Source organism: Paraburkholderia panacisoli, assembly GCF_008369935.1.
GTDB classification, from domain to species: domain Bacteria; phylum Pseudomonadota; class Gammaproteobacteria; order Burkholderiales; family Burkholderiaceae; genus Paraburkholderia; species Paraburkholderia panacisoli.
Map to the genome: position 1 here is coordinate 1 of NZ_VTUZ01000059.1, position 15,790 is coordinate 15,790.

The following is a 15,790-nucleotide window of genomic DNA, read 5'->3' on the forward strand; positions in this document are numbered from 1 at the left end:
TGAAGAAACGGGCGCGCTCGGCTGCTGGGATTGGGAATCGTGGAGTTGAGGTTGGTCGCTGTCGCGGCCATGGTAACAACTGTTCGCTTGACACCGGCCCGCTAATGGGTGTGGGTAATCCTGGGGTATTGCGGCGGGTGGACGTGCGCGGATTTCCGAGGGTGCGTGCGGAGCGGCGTCATGATGCGGGGTTCGTCGAAGCTGCCCAGGGCTCGCAGCGCACTGAACTGTCGCGGCAGTTCGCTGATCGAGCTAATGCTTGCGGTCGCGTTGATGGCGGTGACAGCGCTCGGCTTGATTGCCGGTCAGTTGTGGATCGCGCGCGAAGCCCGTGCGATGTCGATGCGCGAACACGCGACGTGGATCGCCGACTCGGTGGTGGAAGCCACGTATGCGCCGGCCACCGCCGATGCCGCAACGAGGCAGTGGAGCGCCCGTGCAAGCGTCCTCTTGCCCCGGGGCGAAGCCTCGGTGACCGGGAGCGCTGCCGTGGCCGCCGCGCTCGTGACATGGACTTCCGTGCGCGACATGCCGTCTGCCGATGGTGTGATCGACCAACCGGAGTCTTGCGGCACAGCGGATGTTCCCGCCGGCTCCTCGTGCGTCGCGCTGGCGTTCGCACAATGATGCGGCGCCGGCATTTGGCTCGGGCTCATACGCTGCTCGAGCTGGTGATCGCGATGGCGCTGGGACTGGTGGTGACGGTGGGCGCCGTGTCGCTCTATACGACCCAGCGACGCGCGTTCGAGTACGCGAGCAATGCGATGCGAATCCGCGACGCGGGCTTGACCGCGCTCACGCTGATCGGTCAGCAACTGCAAATGGCCGGCTTTACGCCCGCGGACATCGTGCGCTACGACGGACCGCCGCCATTGTTCGGCTGTTCGGGCGGCCGGCCGACGGGCGCCGACGACAGCCTTGCGTGCACAAAGTTGTCTAGCGGCTCCGACGGCGTCGTGGTGCGCTACGTGGGAGATAGCGTGTCCACGTGGCGATCGACGAGCGGACAGGCAACGGATTGCCTTGGACAATCCGTGACAGGCACCGCCGCCGTGCCCGCCGACCAGGGCGTGTTGATCGTCAACCGGTTCTTCGCCAGCGTCAGCGGATCGACCGGCGAGCCGGAGCTTTACTGTGAAGGCAATGGCAACGCGGGGTCGGCGCAGCCGCTTGCCGAAGGTGTCGAGAGCGTGCGGATCAAATACTGGCTGGCCGGCGCTCCGGATGCGATACCCGCGTCGGCGGTGTCTGAAGGTCAATGGGCGCAGATCGTCGCCGTCGATCTCTGCGTGCTCGTGCGCGGCGCCCCACAGGCACAGCGTTCACGCTATGTCGATTGCGACGGCGTGAGCGTGCTCGGGGCCGACTTGCGGCCGCGGCAGGCGTTCTCGCGGCGAGTGGCGTTGCGCAATCAGGCGGGGGTTTCTTTGTGACGGTGCGGACAGAAACTGCCAGGCGGCGTCGCACGTATGAGTGGCATCGTCGGCTTCACGATGAGCCGGCACACTCACGGTGCCTCAGTCGCGCGGGTCATGCTTCACGTGTTCGTCATCGCGGCGTTGTTCTGCCGATTGTGCTGCTGATGTCGGCCATGATGCTGGCGACCTCCGCGGTCTGGTTCGAAACGTCGCTTGCGGCGACGCGTGCGGCGGCCAACGTACGCGACTATTTGCAGGCTTTCCACGCCGCGGATTCGGCGTTGACCTTGTGCGCGCGCAGTGTCGTCGCGGCCGGGGCTGACGCTGACGCGTCGGCAGCGACGCAGGCCGCGTCCGGCGAACCGGTTGAGTGGAAACTCGAAACCGCATTTGAGGCGGGCGCGATTACGCCGGTCGCGCAATGGCCCGGATCGCTCCGCGCCCCGCAATGCCTGACCGAACCTTGGAGCTTAGCGACCCGTGCCGATGCTCGGGCGTATTTGCTGACGTCGCGCGGCTTCGGCCGGACGAGCGACTCGCAGGTATGGCTGCAGATGGAACTGGTGATCGACGGCGAGACGATCGAACGTCATTGGCGGCGCGTCGTCGCCAGGCCATTTTGACGGGAGGCGCATGACGAGGCTGTACACATCCGCGTTCACGCTGCTCGAACTGATGATCGCGTTAGCAATAGCGGCCACGCTGGCTGCATTTGCCGTGCCGTCCTATCGCAACCACGTAGCGCGAACGCATCGTATCGACGCGGCGTCCGCGCTGTATCGCGCGGCGCAATTCGTCGAGGGAGCGGCAAGCGACGGCGCGCCGGCGTTGCCGCCGGGGCTGGACCAGGCGCCGCAATTCGGCAGCGCGATATATCGCTTGCGTGTACTGCCGGCTGACGACGCGAACGGCGGCTATTCGATTGAGGCGACGCCAGGTGAATCCGGCCCAATGCGTGATGATCCGTGCGGCACATTTACACTCGATGCGACGGGGCAGCGGGGCAACAGAAGCGATGTGAACGGCGTGACGCCGGCTAGCAATGAATGCTGGAATACGACTTAGCGACTTAGCGACTTAGCGACTTAGCGACTTAGCGACTTAGCGACTCAGCGCGACCCGTCGACCAGCCGACTCCACCGCGCCGCAGCCGCCTGCGCAAGTCGCCTATGCAACCGCTCAATACCCGCTATTCGTCGATTCAGCCTGCGCGCGAGAAGCGGCATCGACAGCGGAATCGCGCTTCATCTGCTGCCAGATCCGATACGCTTCCCAGGCGGCAAGTCCAAGGCTGCCCCATTTGAGGGCTGGCTTTGCACCCGCTACGACGGTCGCGCGCAACGGCTTGGCGAGCAGCACGGACGCGATCGAACTGATGAACGGATACTGTTTGAGCAGAGCGCCGATGGTCCCCGCATTGATGATGCTCGCCTTGGACCCTTTGCCCACGCGCATACCGCCGAAGCCCGGCAGGATGAATTTCAGCCAGCTGAAGTGCGTGACCGCCTGCCGAAATTCGAAAGTCGCCTGAACGAGTTCCATGCGTTCGACATCTGCTCGCACCAGCAGCAATTCCTTGCGTAGCGCTCGCAAGTGCGGTGCGCTCAGCTCTTTGCTCTGGTGGCGCTTGTTACGGAATGCGGTATCGGAATGGCTCTGGCTCATGGCATGTCGGCGGCGGTTGAGGTGGGACGGCTAATGACGCGGCAAACAGACGCTGTAAATTCGGACGCTGCGATAAGTCTCCGCAAATCGCCTGAGACTTTCCCTCGACGAAGTCAACGAAATCCCTCGACGAAGTCAACGAAACAGGCGCCGGGCGCCGAACGCACGCCCCTTGCGTGCGTTGTCTCAAGGCTTGCGAAACGCGTCGCGGTCTTTTTCGAACTCGGCGATGGTGGCTTCGAACACCATCGGCGCATTGCGCAACCCGCTGCGGGCCTTGAACGCACATGCGAGCCCCGCAATCGCATAGACCGTCGTAATGCCGGCGAGCGCCTGCCATCGGTAGGTGTCCCAGAACGCGATCGCAATCAAGGCGGTGAGGGTGATCAGCGCCATGGTGGCAAGCATCATCGCGGCAAGGCCAAGGAACAGCACACCGAGCAGACGGTCTTTCTCTTCGGCGAGTTCAATGCCGACCAGTTCAAGCCGCGTCTGCAAAATGGCAAACACGGAACCGATAATGCGGCGCAACGGACTATGTGCTCCGCGCTGCGAGTGTGTTTCGATCGTCATGGCTGTGGGCGTTGCGCGTAGAGGCGCGTGCAAACATGCGCGCCAAGAGAAGCGGACCGGCCAGGCATGCGCCGGTCAACTCGATTCACTGATGCGCCGGACCTACTTCGTCCGGCCGCCGCACCAGCGTTACTTGCGATTGATCAGCAGGCCCAGCAGCACGCCGGCGCCCGCGGCAATGCCGATGGACGCCCATGGATGCTCATGGACGTAGTCGTCGGTGGCGCGGGCCGCCTTCTTGCCTTTTTCGACCACCACGACCTGCACGTCGGCCGCCTTTTCCTTAGCCTGCTTCAGACGCGTAAGCGCCGTTTCGCGCAGTTCCGAAGCGCGCTCGCCGGTGGCGCTCGCGGCCTGTTTCAGCAGGTCTTCAGCGTCCGCGAGGACGGTTTTGATATCCGACATCAATCTCTCCTTGTTGACTTCCGACATTGACAGCTCCCCTTCGTCTCACGCCACGCGTGAATCGTAACCAAAGAAACGGCTGCTGGCGAGCGCAGTGCCCGGTTGAACCCAACAAACGCACGAACCGTTCCCGATTGGACCAGGCATGGAATCCTCCCTTCAGAGGCAATCCAGCCAAATTTTGCTTAGGATGGAGTTGATCTGTCCCGAAAAGTTTCCACCAAACAGGTGAAAATTACAAAAACGCATAAGGTAGTGATGCGATGTTCGTTCGGGAATGCGGCTGTTGCCGTATGCTTCGAATTTTTAAAGCTGTGGGCAAACGCTCGCGAAGACCATAAGGAGATGCACTGATGAGTTTACGTCTTGGCGATATCGCGCCGGATTTCGAGCAGGAGTCGAGTGTCGGCCGGATCAGGTTCCATGAATGGCTGGGCGATAGTTGGGGCGTGCTGTTCTCGCATCCTGCCGACTTCACGCCGGTCTGCACGACCGAACTCGGGTTGACCGCCAAGCTTGCCGGCGAGTTCGACAAGCGCAACGTGAAGACGATCGCGTTGTCGGTCGACAGCGCGGAGTCGCACAAGGAGTGGATCAAGGACATTAACGAGACGCAGGCCGCCAATGTCGGCTTCCCGATTCTCGCGGACGGCGATCGCAAGGTGGCCGAGCTGTACGACATGATCCATCCGAACGCGAACGAGACGCTCACAGTCCGCTCGCTGTTCGTCATCGATCCGAAGAAGAAGGTGCGCTTGATCATTACCTACCCGGCCAGCACCGGCCGCAACTTCGACGAAGTGCTGCGCGTGATCGACTCGCTGCAACTCACCGACAACCACTCGGTCGCGACGCCGGGCAACTGGAAGCAGGGTGATGACGTGGTGATCGTCCCGTCGCTGAGGGACGAGGAAGTCATCAAGCAGAAATTCCCGAAAGGCTACAAGGCGCTGCGTCCGTACCTGCGCATGACGCCGCAGCCGAACAGGTAAGCGGCTGTCGAGCCGCGACGCGCGTGGTTGATTGCAACGCGCAACGCGGCGGCTCAATGTGAGAAAGGCCGGTTCAAAATGAACCGGCCTTTCTTTTTCATGCTGCCGTCGAGCAGCGAGCATGCGCGTCGCGCGACGCAACCCGCGGTATCAGCGATGCATCAACCCGGCATCAGAAGAACGCCTGAATGCCCGTTTGCGCGCGCCCGAGAATCAGCGCGTGAATATCGTGCGTGCCTTCATAGGTGTTCACCACTTCCAGGTTCACCAGATGACGGGCGATACCGAACTCGTCCGAGATGCCGTTGCCGCCGAGCATGTCGCGCGCGAGCCGTGCAATGTCCAGCGCCTTGCCGCATGAATTGCGCTTCATGATCGACGTGATTTCGACGGCCGCCGTGCCTTCGTCCTTCATGCGGCCGAGGCGCAGCACGCCTTGCAGGCCCAGGGTGATTTCCGTCTGCATGTCGGCGAGCTTCTTCTGAATCAACTGGTTCGCGGCGAGCGGCCGGCCGAACTGCTTGCGATCCAGCACGTACTGACGCGCGGTGTGCCAGCACGCTTCGGCGGCGCCGAGCGCACCCCAGGCGATCCCGTAGCGCGCCGAGTTCAGGCACGTGAACGGACCGCGCAGGCCGCCGACGTTCGGCAAGCGGTTCTCTTCCGGTACGAACACTTCGTCGAGCACGATCTCACCGGTGATCGAAGCACGCAGACCGACCTTGCTATGGATGGTCGGCGCCGACAGCCCCTTCCAGCCCTTCTCGAGAATGAAGCCGCGAATCGAATCCTTGCCGTCTTCCTCCAGCTTCGCCCACACGACGAACACGTCGGCGATCGGCGAATTGGTGATCCACATCTTCGAGCCCGACAGCGAATAGCCGCCGTCGACTTTCTTCGCCCGCGTGACCATGCTGCCCGGATCGGAACCGTGGTTCGGTTCGGTCAGGCCGAAGCAGCCGATCCATTCGCCGGTGGCGAGCTTCGGCAGGTATTTCTGCTTCTGCGCGTCGGAGCCGAATTCATGGATAGGCACCATCACCAGCGACGACTGCACCGACATCATCGAGCGGTAGCCGGAATCGACGCGCTCCACTTCACGCGCGATCAGCCCGTACGCAACATAGTTCAGACCGGGACCGCCGTATTGCTCGGGAATCGTCGGGCCGAGCAGGCCGAGTTCGCCCATTTCGCGAAAAATCTCGATGTCGGTTTTCTCGTGACGGAACGCTTCGAGCACGCGCGGCTGCAGCTTGTCCTGCGCGTAGGCCGCAGCGGCGTCGCGCACCATGCGTTCGTCTTCAGTGAGTTGCTGATCCAGCAGCAACGGGTCTTCCCAGTGAAACTGCGCGGCCTCGGCCATGACTATCTCCTGATTTCTTGCTCGATCCAAGCTTGACTTAAGTTCCGCTGTGCGAAACAATGTTTTGCAAACGACACCCGAGTGTACCACCCGATGACGCACACATCCACTTTCTCTGAACCGGTCGACGAGCGCAAATTCGTCGCCGCTCTCGCGCGCGGACTGGATTTGCTGCGCGCGTTCAAGCCTGGCGAAACCATGCTCGGCAATCGCGACTTCGTTGAGCGCACCGGCTTGCCGAAGGCGACCGTGAACCGTCTCGCCTACACGCTGACCGTGCTCGGCTATCTGCGCCTGGACGAATCGCTCGGCAAATATGCGCTCGACGCCGGCGTGCTGTCACTCGGTTTCGCGCTGCTGTCGGGTACCGACACGCTCGAACTCGCGCGTCCGCATATGCGCGTGTTTGCGCGCGAGGTGGGCGCGGCGGTTTCGCTGGGTTGCCGCGACGGGCTCGACATGATCTATCTGGAGACGATTCGCAGCGAGACCGCGCTGACGCTCGGCCTCGCATCCGGTTCGAAACTGTCGATGCTGACGAGCTCGATGGGGCGCGCCTACCTGGCCGTGCAGCCGGCCGATGCGCGCGCCGCATTGCTGGCCGAACTCAGGAAGGCAGCAGGGAAAGTGGGCGCGGCGTTGGTGGCCGACGCCGAAGCGGAGATCGCCGCCTTCGCCACCGAGCGCTGCTGCTATTCGTTTCGCGCGTGGCACGACGACGTGAACGCGGTCGCGGTGCCGTTTCGCGAGCCGCGCGAAGGGCGCTGGCTGGTGCTCAGTTGCAGCGGGCCGGCGTCGTCGATGGGAGAGGACGTGTTTCGCGAGAACGTCGCGCCGCGTCTGAAGACGCTCGCGCGGCGGCTGGGTGAACCGGGTTGAAGCGGGGCGCGTGCGCTGTCAAACCGCCCGGTCGTGATAATGCGCGTTGAATAGCGGCCCTTGCACGAAGCGCACGTCGTACTGTTGCAGCGCGACGAACTGCGCCTCATCCATCACGCGATTGAAAATCAGCGGAATCCGCAGCCGGCTTGCATAGCCGACTAGCGCCTTCACCATCGATTCGCGCAACGCCACGGCGGCATCCATCTTGATGAAGTCGAGCCGCGCCGTTTCCGACACCGACAGAATCTGCCCTGCGTTGGACAGGTTGCCCGCCACCTTGAACCCATAGTGCTGATAGCTCTTGGTCAGATAGCCGAGAAAAGTCTTGTGGGCGACCGCCGCCGCCGGCAACTCGATTACCACCCGCGACGGGTTCAAGCCGAACGACATCAGCACGCTCGAGAAATGCCGGCCGTGGTCGTACTTCACGCTCTTGAGCAGACGCTCGTGCACGCGCAGAAACAGCAGCCCATGCCGCTGCGCGCCGAAGAAATTGATCGCGTGCAGCGCGCGCGCCATGCGGTCCAGCGCCACCAGTTCCTGATCTGCGCCGCAGCGGTCGAACGGATCGAATACTTCGAACGGCGCCGCGCCCAGGGGATGCGTGACGGCCTGAAAGCCGAGTTCATCGCCGAAGCGGTCCACGCCCTCGGCCCCCGATGACAGCGACTGCGCCAGCGCGTGCACGCTGATGTCGAAGATCGGCTCGTAGGCGCTCGCGAGTTCCATCCCGTCGAATTGCGCGAGCGCGATGTCGCTGTGCACGCCTTGTCCCATCACCAGATGTTCGCCCAGAAACGGATGGGCGGCGGCGCGGGCAATGAGGTCGGGGATGGTCGGCGGAATCATGAAGGCGAATGGATGGCGACAGGGAAGGCGCACCCGGCGCCCGGCAACGCGACTGGATGGCCGCATCCTTCGATGGTAGCAGTCCGCAATCCGCGCATATGAACAAAATGCTCATAACGTTATCGGCCGAACGCTGATGGGACGGGGCGGCGGCCGGTTTTACGGGCGAAGTCCAGGGTATACGTTAATTTCACTATACGTAATTCGTTTTACTATACGTAAATTGTAGTGCGGGTACGGAAGCACCATTACGCCTGTGACTCTGCCCGCCGGCGCCACGCGGCAACGCATCCGTGCGGATCGCGTCCCGCGCGAATCGAGAGATCGAGTACCAACGGAGAACTTTTGCATGGATACCCCAACCCGTACGCCGGCCCCCGCCAGCTCGCGGCTCGAAATCGAGCCGGGCTATCAATCGGGCTTCGCGAACGAATTCGCGACTGAGGCGCTGCCCGGCGCGCTGCCGGAAGGCCGCAACTCGCCGCAACGCGCGGCCTATGGTCTGTATGCCGAGCAGTTGTCGGGCACCGCGTTCACCGCGCCGCGCGGCCACAATCGCCGCTCGTGGCTGTACCGGATTCGTCCGGCGGCCATGCACAAGCCGTTCACGCCGCTGCCTTCCGACCGGCTCGTCGCCAATTTCGCCGAAGTGCCGCCGACCCCGCCGAACCAGCTACGCTGGGACGCGCTGCCGATGCCCGCCGAGCCGACCGATTTCATCGACGGCTGGGTGACGATGGCCGGCAATGGCGCGGCCGAAGCGATGAACGGCTGCGCGATTCATCTGTATACGGCGAACCGCTCGATGCAGGACCGCTTCTTCTATAGCGCTGACGGCGAATTGCTGATCGTGCCGCAGGAAGGCCGGCTCGACATCGCGACCGAAATGGGCCGCCTTGAAATCGGGCCGTTCGAAATCGCGGTGATCCCGCGCGGCGTGCGCTTTGCGGTGAGCTTGCCGGACGGCGCGGCGCGCGGCTACATCTGCGAGAACTTCGGCGCGCTGCTGCGTTTGCCGGATCTCGGGCCGATCGGCTCGAACGGCCTCGCGAATCCGCGCGACTTCCTCACGCCGCATGCGGCCTATGAAGACCGTGAAGGCGACTTCGAACTCGTCGCGAAGATGAACGGCAACCTGTGGCGCGCGGACATCCGCCATTCGCCGCTCGACGTCGTCGCATGGCATGGCAACTACGCGCCGTACAAGTACGATTTGCGGCGCTTCAACACGATCGGCTCGATCAGCTTCGACCATCCGGACCCGTCGATCTTTCTGGTGCTGCAATCGCAAAGCGACACCCCAGGCGTCGATTCGATCGACTTCGTGATCTTCCCGCCGCGCTGGCTCGCCGCCGAAGATACGTTCCGTCCACCCTGGTTCCATCGCAACGTCGCGAGCGAGTTCATGGGCCTCGTGCACGGTGTATATGACGCGAAGGCCGAGGGCTTCGTGCCGGGCGGCGCGAGTCTGCATAACTGCATGTCGGGTCACGGTCCGGACGCCGACACGTTCGAGAAAGCCTCGCACGGCGATACGTCGACGCCGAAGAAAGTCGACGACACGATGGCCTTCATGTTCGAGACGCGCACGCTGATCAAGCCCACCCGTTTCGCGCTCGAAACCGCGCAATTGCAGGCGCACTACTACGAGTGCTGGCAAGGTCTCAAGAAACACTTCAACCCGGAGCAACGATGAGCGCATTGAGCGATCTCCAGGCGACGCTCGATCCGTCGCGCAAGAGCTGGATCGAGTCGGCCAACGATTCGACCAACGATTTTTCGATCCAGAATCTGCCGTTCGGCATTTTCAGCGACCGGCATAACGACGCGCGCCGCGTCGGCGTCGCGATCGGCGACCAGATCGTCGACCTCGTTGCGTTGCAGGCGGCGGGTTTGTTGAACGTGGCCGCGAAGACCGACGTTTTCGCGCGCGACACGCTGAACGATTTCATCGCGCTCGGCCGCGACGCCTGGCGCAGCGTGCGCATCCAGGTGAGCGAGCTGCTGGCGCGCGACACCGCGACGTTGCGCGACGATGCCGCGTTGCGCGCCAGAACCCTGGTGCGCCAGGCTGAAGCCCAATTGCATCTGCCGGTGCAGATTCCCGGCTATACGGACTTCTATTCGTCGAAGGAACACGCGACCAATGTCGGCGCGATGTTTCGTGATCCGAAGAATGCGCTGCTGCCGAACTGGCTGGAGATTCCGATCGGTTACAACGGACGCGCGTCGTCAGTGGTGGTGAGCGGCACGCCGGTGCGCCGTCCCAACGGTCAGTTGAAGCTGCCGGATCAGGAGCGTCCGGTGTTCGGCGCGTGCCGCAAGCTGGATATCGAGCTGGAAACGGGCTTCGTGATCGGTGCGGGCAATGCGCTGGGCGAGCCGATTGCGTGTGAGCACGCCGAAGCGCACATCTTCGGCATGGTGCTGCTGAACGACTGGAGCGCGCGCGACATCCAGCAATGGGAATACGTGCCGCTCGGCCCGTTCAACTCGAAGGGCTTCGCGACCACGATCTCGCCGTGGATCGTCACGCTCGACGCACTCGAACCGTTTCGCGTCGCGCAGCCGGTGCAGGAGCCGCAGCCGCTTGCGTACCTGCGCCACGACGGCGCGCATGCGTTCGACATCCGCCTCGAAGTGACGCTGCGCCCGCACCAGGCGAAGCAGGCGAGCACGATCTCGCGGACCAACTTCAAGCACATGTACTGGACGATGGCGCAGCAACTCGCGCATCACACGGTATCGGGCTGCAATACGAGAGTGGGCGACCTGATGGGTTCCGGCACGATCAGCGGTCCCACCGACGATTCATGCGGCAGCCTGCTGGAACTGACATGGAACGGCAAGAAGCCGTTGGAATTGAGCGAAGGGGGCACGCGCACGTTCATCGAGGACGGCGACGAGCTGACGCTTGCCGGGTGGTGCCAGGGCGATGGGTATCGCGTGGGCTTCGGCGCTTGCGTGGGTGAGATTCTGCCGGCGCAGCGCTAGGCGGCGAATGACGAGGACGGCCGGCACATGTGCCGGCCTTTTTTATTCAAGGTGGCGGGCGGCTGGGCGGCGAGTGCGTCGGGCGTTCGTGTTGTCGAATGAACCGAAGGCCGCCGCTGTGCCCGATCGGCAGAGCCTTGGGTGCGTCGTCCATTGCTGCGCGTGCGGTACGCGCCAGCAGCGCCGGACCACTCACCCCTTCAGCAAGCCGAACACCGCCACCCCGTTCGTCGTGCCGACATACACCTTGCCGTTGGCGACCATCGGCGTGATGAACTTGTTGCCCGCGCCGAACTGATCGCGGGTTCCCATCTGATTGCTGTTGTAGAGCTCGGCGAGACTGACCGGATCGAATGCGTGCAGCGCCGCCGTGTCGCCGTTCTCCGCGGCCCACACGATGCCGTTTGTCGAGCCGTTGGCGGAGATGCTGGGTGTTGTGCCGGGATAGGCGAACGTCATCGTGGTCTGCGCGATCGGCGCGGTCGACAGCATTGCGTTGGTCACCGTCAACGCCTTCAGGTTGTCGCCCACCGACCCGAAATAGACCCGCCCGTTGAAGTACGCGGGCATGCCGAACTCTCCACCGCGCATCGTCCCCTGAATCTCCTGATAGATGTTGTTGCCCGCGGCATTGAATTTGCCCATCGAGTCGCGGTTCAGCACGTAGATGATGTCGTCCTTGCCGGTGCCGAGCGTGAGGTGCCGGACGACGCCGTTCGCATCGGTGAGATCGGGCAGCACGAGCGCGCCCCCGGAACCGAGGTCTTCGTCGGCATTGGACTCCTGAACGGTGTTCGACATCGCAAAGTAATCCGCGACGGCAAGTCCGCCTGTCGTGCCCAGTTTCACGAATGCATTGCCGAAGTCGCCTTGCGCGGGAAAGCTATTGGAGTTCAACGTAGTGTCGAACGTGCCGTTGCCGCCCAGCAGATAAATCGACGTGCCGTCCGACGCGGGCCCGGCTCCGCTCATCCAGATTGCGCCGCCGGAACCGTTCGGCGTGAGGTTGAGCACGCTGGTCTGCTGCAAGGTGTCGGCGCTATAGGCCATGACCCAGCCCGTGTAGGCGCCGGCGTCGCAATGCGAGGTCCAGGTCGTGTAGATCGTGCCGCCGAGTTGCAGCAAGCCGGCGCGTTCCGCATACGCCGCCGGTGCGAACACGACGTGGCCGTTCGAACTGTTCGCGCCGCTGCCCGGATAGGAGGCGCTCACTTCGGTCGGTCCGTTCAGCAACTCCGCGCCGGTCGCGAGGTCGAGCGCGTGCACGCGCTGATGGTAGCTGCCGCTCGCGGCTTTCGACATCGCGACAACGTAGATCGTGCCGTGCGCGCCGCGCGTGCGGTCGATGACCGGCGTCGACGTGATGCCGATCTCCTTCGTGATCTGCCCGCAACCGAGGTCGTCGCTCGGCGTTTCGTTCGTGCCGAGCGTGCTGACCTGCCAGAGCTGCGTGCCGCTGTCGGCGTCGAGCGCGTACACGCTGTCGTGTTCCGTCGCGACGTACAGCACGTTGTGGGTGCCGCCCGCGATCGTCAGTGACTCGACATAGAGGGGTTGCGCGTCGACCTTGCCGTCGACGGCGAAAAAACCGACCTTGCCGAATGTCGTCGAGTTGACGTTGGCGGGCGTCAGGATGGATTCGTTGAGACTCTGCCCGGTGCGGGCAATGTCGTTGTGATACGTGAGGACGTCGTGCGTGATGGCCATTGCCGTGCCGCCCGACGAGGTGCCCGTGCCGCTCGTGCCGGAGCTAGTTCCGCCGCTGCCGCCGGTTGTGCTGCCCGTCGAGCCGCTGCCGCCGCTCGCCGCGCCACTCGATGCGCCGCTTCCACCATCGCCGCCGCCACCGCCGCAATCTGCGAACAGCATCACGGACAGCACGATCAACGCACTCAGGAGGTACAGGCAGCGGGCGCGGTGCTGAGTTTCCATGGCGCACTCCCGATTGCGGACGGCGGCGCCATCGAGCATGGGCCATGCAGCGAAGTGCCGTGCAATGTGGCGTCAAGATTAGCACCAGCCGCAGCGTTTGCGGAGCCCGTCTTGAGCGTTCGGCGTCAGCCCGTTGCGCGCAGCGGCGCGCGGCGCTTTTCCCACCAGACGGCGGCGAGAAACGCCAGCGCCGCGAAGAGCAGCACGCCGACCATCGCGTCGTTGCCGACGCCTTTCATCAGTGCACCGGCGACCAGCGGTCCGCCGAAACTCGCTGCGCTCCACGACGCGCCCACCAGCGAACTCGCCGACACCAGCGCGACGCCGCGAAACCGTTCGCCGCACGCGACCAGCGACAACGTATAGATCGCACCCGCAGCCGCGCCGAGCACATACAGCAGCGGCCAGCATAGCCACGGCGAGGTGATCGCCCACGGCAGGAACGGCAGCAGTGCCACGACGACCACCCCGCAGCCGATATGCACGCGTTCGCGGCCGAGCCGGTCGGCGAGCCAGCCGATCGGAAATTGCATCGTCGTGTCGCCGAGCAGCAGCGCGGATGCGAACAGCACCGCCATCTCGCTGGCGATGCCATGCGACATCGCGAAGAGCGGCAAGAGCGACAGCGCGATCGTGTCGAACAACGCGAAGAAGCCCGTGCCGATCACGAGCGCGGGCATCTGCGGCAACACACGACGCCAGCCGCCGTGCTCGGCGTGTTCATCGGAGGAGGCTTGCGGCGTACTGCGGATGCTCGCGAGCATCGGCAACGCCAGCAGGAAAATCGCGCCGCAGAGCAGGAAGCGCCACTGCGTGAAGCCGGCGATCTGGCTCACCAGCACCGGACCCGACATCTGGAACAGCGTGAAGTTGGTCGCGTAGATCGCGATCACGCGGCCGCGCGATGCGTCGTCGGCCAACTGGTTGACCCACGCTTCGCCGATCGTGAACAGCAGCATCAACGCCGCGCCGCATAACACGCGCAACAGCGCCCACAGCCACAGGTTCGCCGTGAGTTGCATCAGCGCGGTGGCGATCGCGACCACCAGCACCGCGCCGGCGATCACCTGCCGGCCGCCGAAGCGCGTCGCGATCCAGCCGGCCAGCGGCACGACGACGAGACCGCCGCCCGCTTGCGCGGCGGTCAGCAGGCCGACCACGTCGGTGCCATAGCCGGCTTGCGTCAGCGCGAGGGCGGTAAGGGGTAGCGTGGCGCCGCTGCCGAGTCCGACGACGGCGACGCTGAGGATCAGAGCGAGGAAATCGCGGGTGAGGATGACTTTCATCGGCCGAGATGCTACTACGGCAGACGGGGCGTTGGCACTGCGCGGAGTTTGATGGACGCGCTAACTGGCGCCTCGCAAAGAGGCGAGGCGAGTTTCCGATCTGAGGAACTTCAGCCCGCCACCACCATCCTCTGCGCGCGCCGATCGATCGACACCGACCACAGCGTCAGCATCAACGCGCCGATCGAAGTCGCCACGCCGACCCACGGCAGCGTCGTGAGCGGCGCGCCCGCGCCGATCGCCATCCCGCCAAGCCACGCGCCGGCCGCATTGCCAAGATTGAACGCCCCCTGGTTCAACGTCGACGCCAGATTTGGCGCATGGCTCGCACGATCGACGATCAGCATCTGCAGCGGCGGCACGATGGCGAACGCCAGGATGCCCCACACGAAAATCGTGATCATCGCGGGAATCTCTGCGTGCATCGTGCCGGCGAAGATGGTCAGGATCACGACGATCGCCAGCAGAAACGCCACCAGCGACGGCATCAGCCGCCAGTCGGCGAGCTTGCCGCCGAGCGTGCTGCCGACCGTCAGCCCGAGGCCGAACAGCAGCAGCACCAGCGTCACCGCGTGCGGCGTAAAGCCGGTCACGTCTTCGAGAATCGGCGTGACGTACGTGAAGGTGGAAAAGAGGCTGGCCGACGCGAGCACGCTGATGCCGAGCACCATCAGCACTTGCGGGTTTTTCAGCACGCTGAATTCGTGCACGAGGCTCGCCTTCTGCATCTCGATCTTCGCCGGCAGGCACACGGCGAGCGCGGCCGCCGCGGCGATGCCGATGCCCGTCACCGCCCAGAAGGTCGCGCGCCAGCCCACCGCCTGGCCGAGCGCCGTGCCGAGCGGCACGCCCAGCACGTTGGCGAGCGTGAGTCCGGTGAACATCAACGCGATGGCCTGTGCGCGGCGATTCGGCGCGACGAGCCCCGCAGCCACCACCGAGCCGATCCCGAAGAACGCGCCGTGGCAGAAGGCCGTGACGATGCGCGCGGCCATCAGCACCGCGTAGCCCGGCGCAATCGCGCACAGCAGATTGCCGACGATGAACACGCCGATCAGGCTCATCAACGCCTTCTTGCGCGGCATGTTGGCGACCGCGATCGCGACGATCGGCGCGCCGATCGTGACGCCGAGCGCATAGGCCGACACCAGCATGCCCGCAGCCGGAATCGACACGGACAGATCGCGCGCGACATCGGGCAGCAGCCCCATGATCACGAATTCGGTGGTACCGATTCCAAACGCGGCAACGGCAAGGGCGAGCAGGGGCAAAGGCATGGTGAGGGAGCGTGAATCGGCGCGACGGGAGGCGTCGTGCGGCAGGCGCGCGTTTTCGGGGCGAGAACGCCCGCGCCATGCGAGGGCAAAACAGTAGGGGATTCTACCTAAGTCAAAACCATGCTGCTGAGCGCCGGGAAAGCTGTTGTTTTTT

16 protein-coding genes are annotated in these 15,790 nt (G+C 64.2%); 8 read left to right on the plus strand and 8 right to left on the minus strand.

Annotated elements, in window-relative coordinates:
- Nucleotides 1-180 precede the first annotated feature (180 nt).
- The 4 genes from FVF58_RS44665 (at nucleotide 181) to FVF58_RS44680 (ending at nucleotide 2,483) form a co-directional block, all read left to right on the plus strand.
- A complete protein-coding gene (locus FVF58_RS44665) occupies nucleotides 181-627 on the plus strand; it encodes a type IV pilus modification PilV family protein (RefSeq protein WP_149675984.1) in 447 nt (148 codons plus the stop codon).
- Complete coding sequence (locus tag FVF58_RS44670; protein WP_149676018.1) at nucleotides 627-1,433, plus strand: PilW family protein; 807 nt, start codon at nucleotides 627-629, stop codon at nucleotides 1,431-1,433. The genes FVF58_RS44665 and FVF58_RS44670 overlap by 1 nt, the downstream gene beginning before the upstream one ends.
- Before the next feature lie 158 nt (nucleotides 1,434-1,591).
- The gene (locus FVF58_RS44675; RefSeq protein WP_149675985.1) at nucleotides 1,592-2,041 is read left to right on the plus strand and encodes a pilus assembly PilX family protein; all 450 of its coding nucleotides are present in this window, start codon (nucleotides 1,592-1,594) and stop codon (nucleotides 2,039-2,041) included.
- Between the two features lie 10 nt (nucleotides 2,042-2,051).
- Complete coding sequence (locus FVF58_RS44680; protein WP_149675986.1) at nucleotides 2,052-2,483, plus strand: type IV pilin protein; 432 nt, start codon at nucleotides 2,052-2,054, stop codon at nucleotides 2,481-2,483.
- A 114-nt stretch (nucleotides 2,484-2,597) separates the two neighbouring features.
- Here the strand turns inward: FVF58_RS44680 and FVF58_RS44685 are convergent, their stop codons facing one another.
- The 3 genes from FVF58_RS44685 to FVF58_RS44695 all read right to left on the minus strand — a co-directional run bounded on the left by FVF58_RS44685 (nucleotide 2,598) and on the right by FVF58_RS44695 (nucleotide 4,088).
- Nucleotides 2,598-3,083: a DUF3318 domain-containing protein gene (locus FVF58_RS44685; protein ID WP_149675987.1), complete on the minus strand. Its 486-nt coding sequence runs from the start codon at nucleotides 3,081-3,083 to the stop codon at nucleotides 2,598-2,600.
- Nucleotides 3,084-3,269: 186 nt separating this feature from the next.
- Nucleotides 3,270-3,656 carry a phage holin family protein gene (locus FVF58_RS44690; protein WP_149675988.1) on the minus strand — a complete coding sequence of 129 codons (387 nt, stop codon included), beginning with the start codon at nucleotides 3,654-3,656 and terminating at the stop codon, nucleotides 3,270-3,272.
- Between the two features lie 129 nt (nucleotides 3,657-3,785).
- Entirely contained in the window at nucleotides 3,786-4,088 is a 303-nt protein-coding gene (locus FVF58_RS44695; protein WP_028198798.1) for an ElaB/YgaM/YqjD family protein, read from the minus strand.
- Nucleotides 4,089-4,414: 326 nt separating this feature from the next.
- Here FVF58_RS44695 and FVF58_RS44700 point away from each other — a divergent pair, with 326 nt between their 5' ends.
- On the plus strand, nucleotides 4,415-5,053 hold the full coding sequence (locus FVF58_RS44700; protein WP_149675989.1) for a peroxiredoxin: 639 nt from the start codon (nucleotides 4,415-4,417) through the stop codon (nucleotides 5,051-5,053).
- Nucleotides 5,054-5,225: 172 nt separating this feature from the next.
- On the opposite strand, the gene FVF58_RS44705 is transcribed toward FVF58_RS44700, so the two are convergent.
- Complete coding sequence (locus tag FVF58_RS44705; protein ID WP_149675990.1) at nucleotides 5,226-6,416, minus strand: acyl-CoA dehydrogenase; 1,191 nt, start codon at nucleotides 6,414-6,416, stop codon at nucleotides 5,226-5,228.
- Nucleotides 6,417-6,509: 93 nt separating this feature from the next.
- Here FVF58_RS44705 and FVF58_RS44710 point away from each other — a divergent pair, with 93 nt between their 5' ends.
- Complete coding sequence (locus FVF58_RS44710) at nucleotides 6,510-7,295, plus strand: IclR family transcriptional regulator (protein ID WP_149675991.1); 786 nt, start codon at nucleotides 6,510-6,512, stop codon at nucleotides 7,293-7,295.
- An 18-nt stretch (nucleotides 7,296-7,313) separates the two neighbouring features.
- Here the strand turns inward: FVF58_RS44710 and FVF58_RS44715 are convergent, their stop codons facing one another.
- Complete coding sequence (locus FVF58_RS44715) at nucleotides 7,314-8,147, minus strand: EAL domain-containing protein (RefSeq protein WP_149675992.1); 834 nt, start codon at nucleotides 8,145-8,147, stop codon at nucleotides 7,314-7,316.
- Nucleotides 8,148-8,496: 349 nt separating this feature from the next.
- Between FVF58_RS44715 and hmgA the strand changes: the two genes are divergently transcribed.
- Nucleotides 8,497-9,843 carry a homogentisate 1,2-dioxygenase gene (hmgA, locus tag FVF58_RS44720; protein WP_149675993.1) on the plus strand — a complete coding sequence of 449 codons (1,347 nt, stop codon included), beginning with the start codon at nucleotides 8,497-8,499 and terminating at the stop codon, nucleotides 9,841-9,843.
- The gene (gene fahA / locus FVF58_RS44725; RefSeq protein WP_149675994.1) at nucleotides 9,840-11,141 is read left to right on the plus strand and encodes a fumarylacetoacetase; all 1,302 of its coding nucleotides are present in this window, start codon (nucleotides 9,840-9,842) and stop codon (nucleotides 11,139-11,141) included. Before hmgA ends, fahA begins: the two co-directional genes overlap by 4 nt.
- Nucleotides 11,142-11,333: 192 nt before the next feature.
- Here the strand turns inward: fahA and FVF58_RS44730 are convergent, their stop codons facing one another.
- From FVF58_RS44730 to FVF58_RS44740, 3 genes are all read right to left on the minus strand, one after another.
- Entirely contained in the window at nucleotides 11,334-13,073 is a 1,740-nt protein-coding gene (locus tag FVF58_RS44730; RefSeq protein WP_149675995.1) for an outer membrane protein assembly factor BamB family protein, read from the minus strand.
- A 125-nt stretch (nucleotides 13,074-13,198) separates the two neighbouring features.
- A complete protein-coding gene (locus tag FVF58_RS44735) occupies nucleotides 13,199-14,359 on the minus strand; it encodes an MFS transporter (RefSeq protein ID WP_149675996.1) in 1,161 nt (386 codons plus the stop codon).
- Between the two features lie 110 nt (nucleotides 14,360-14,469).
- On the minus strand, nucleotides 14,470-15,636 hold the full coding sequence (locus tag FVF58_RS44740) for an MFS transporter (protein ID WP_149675997.1): 1,167 nt from the start codon (nucleotides 15,634-15,636) through the stop codon (nucleotides 14,470-14,472).
- Nucleotides 15,637-15,790: the final 154 nt, after the last annotated feature.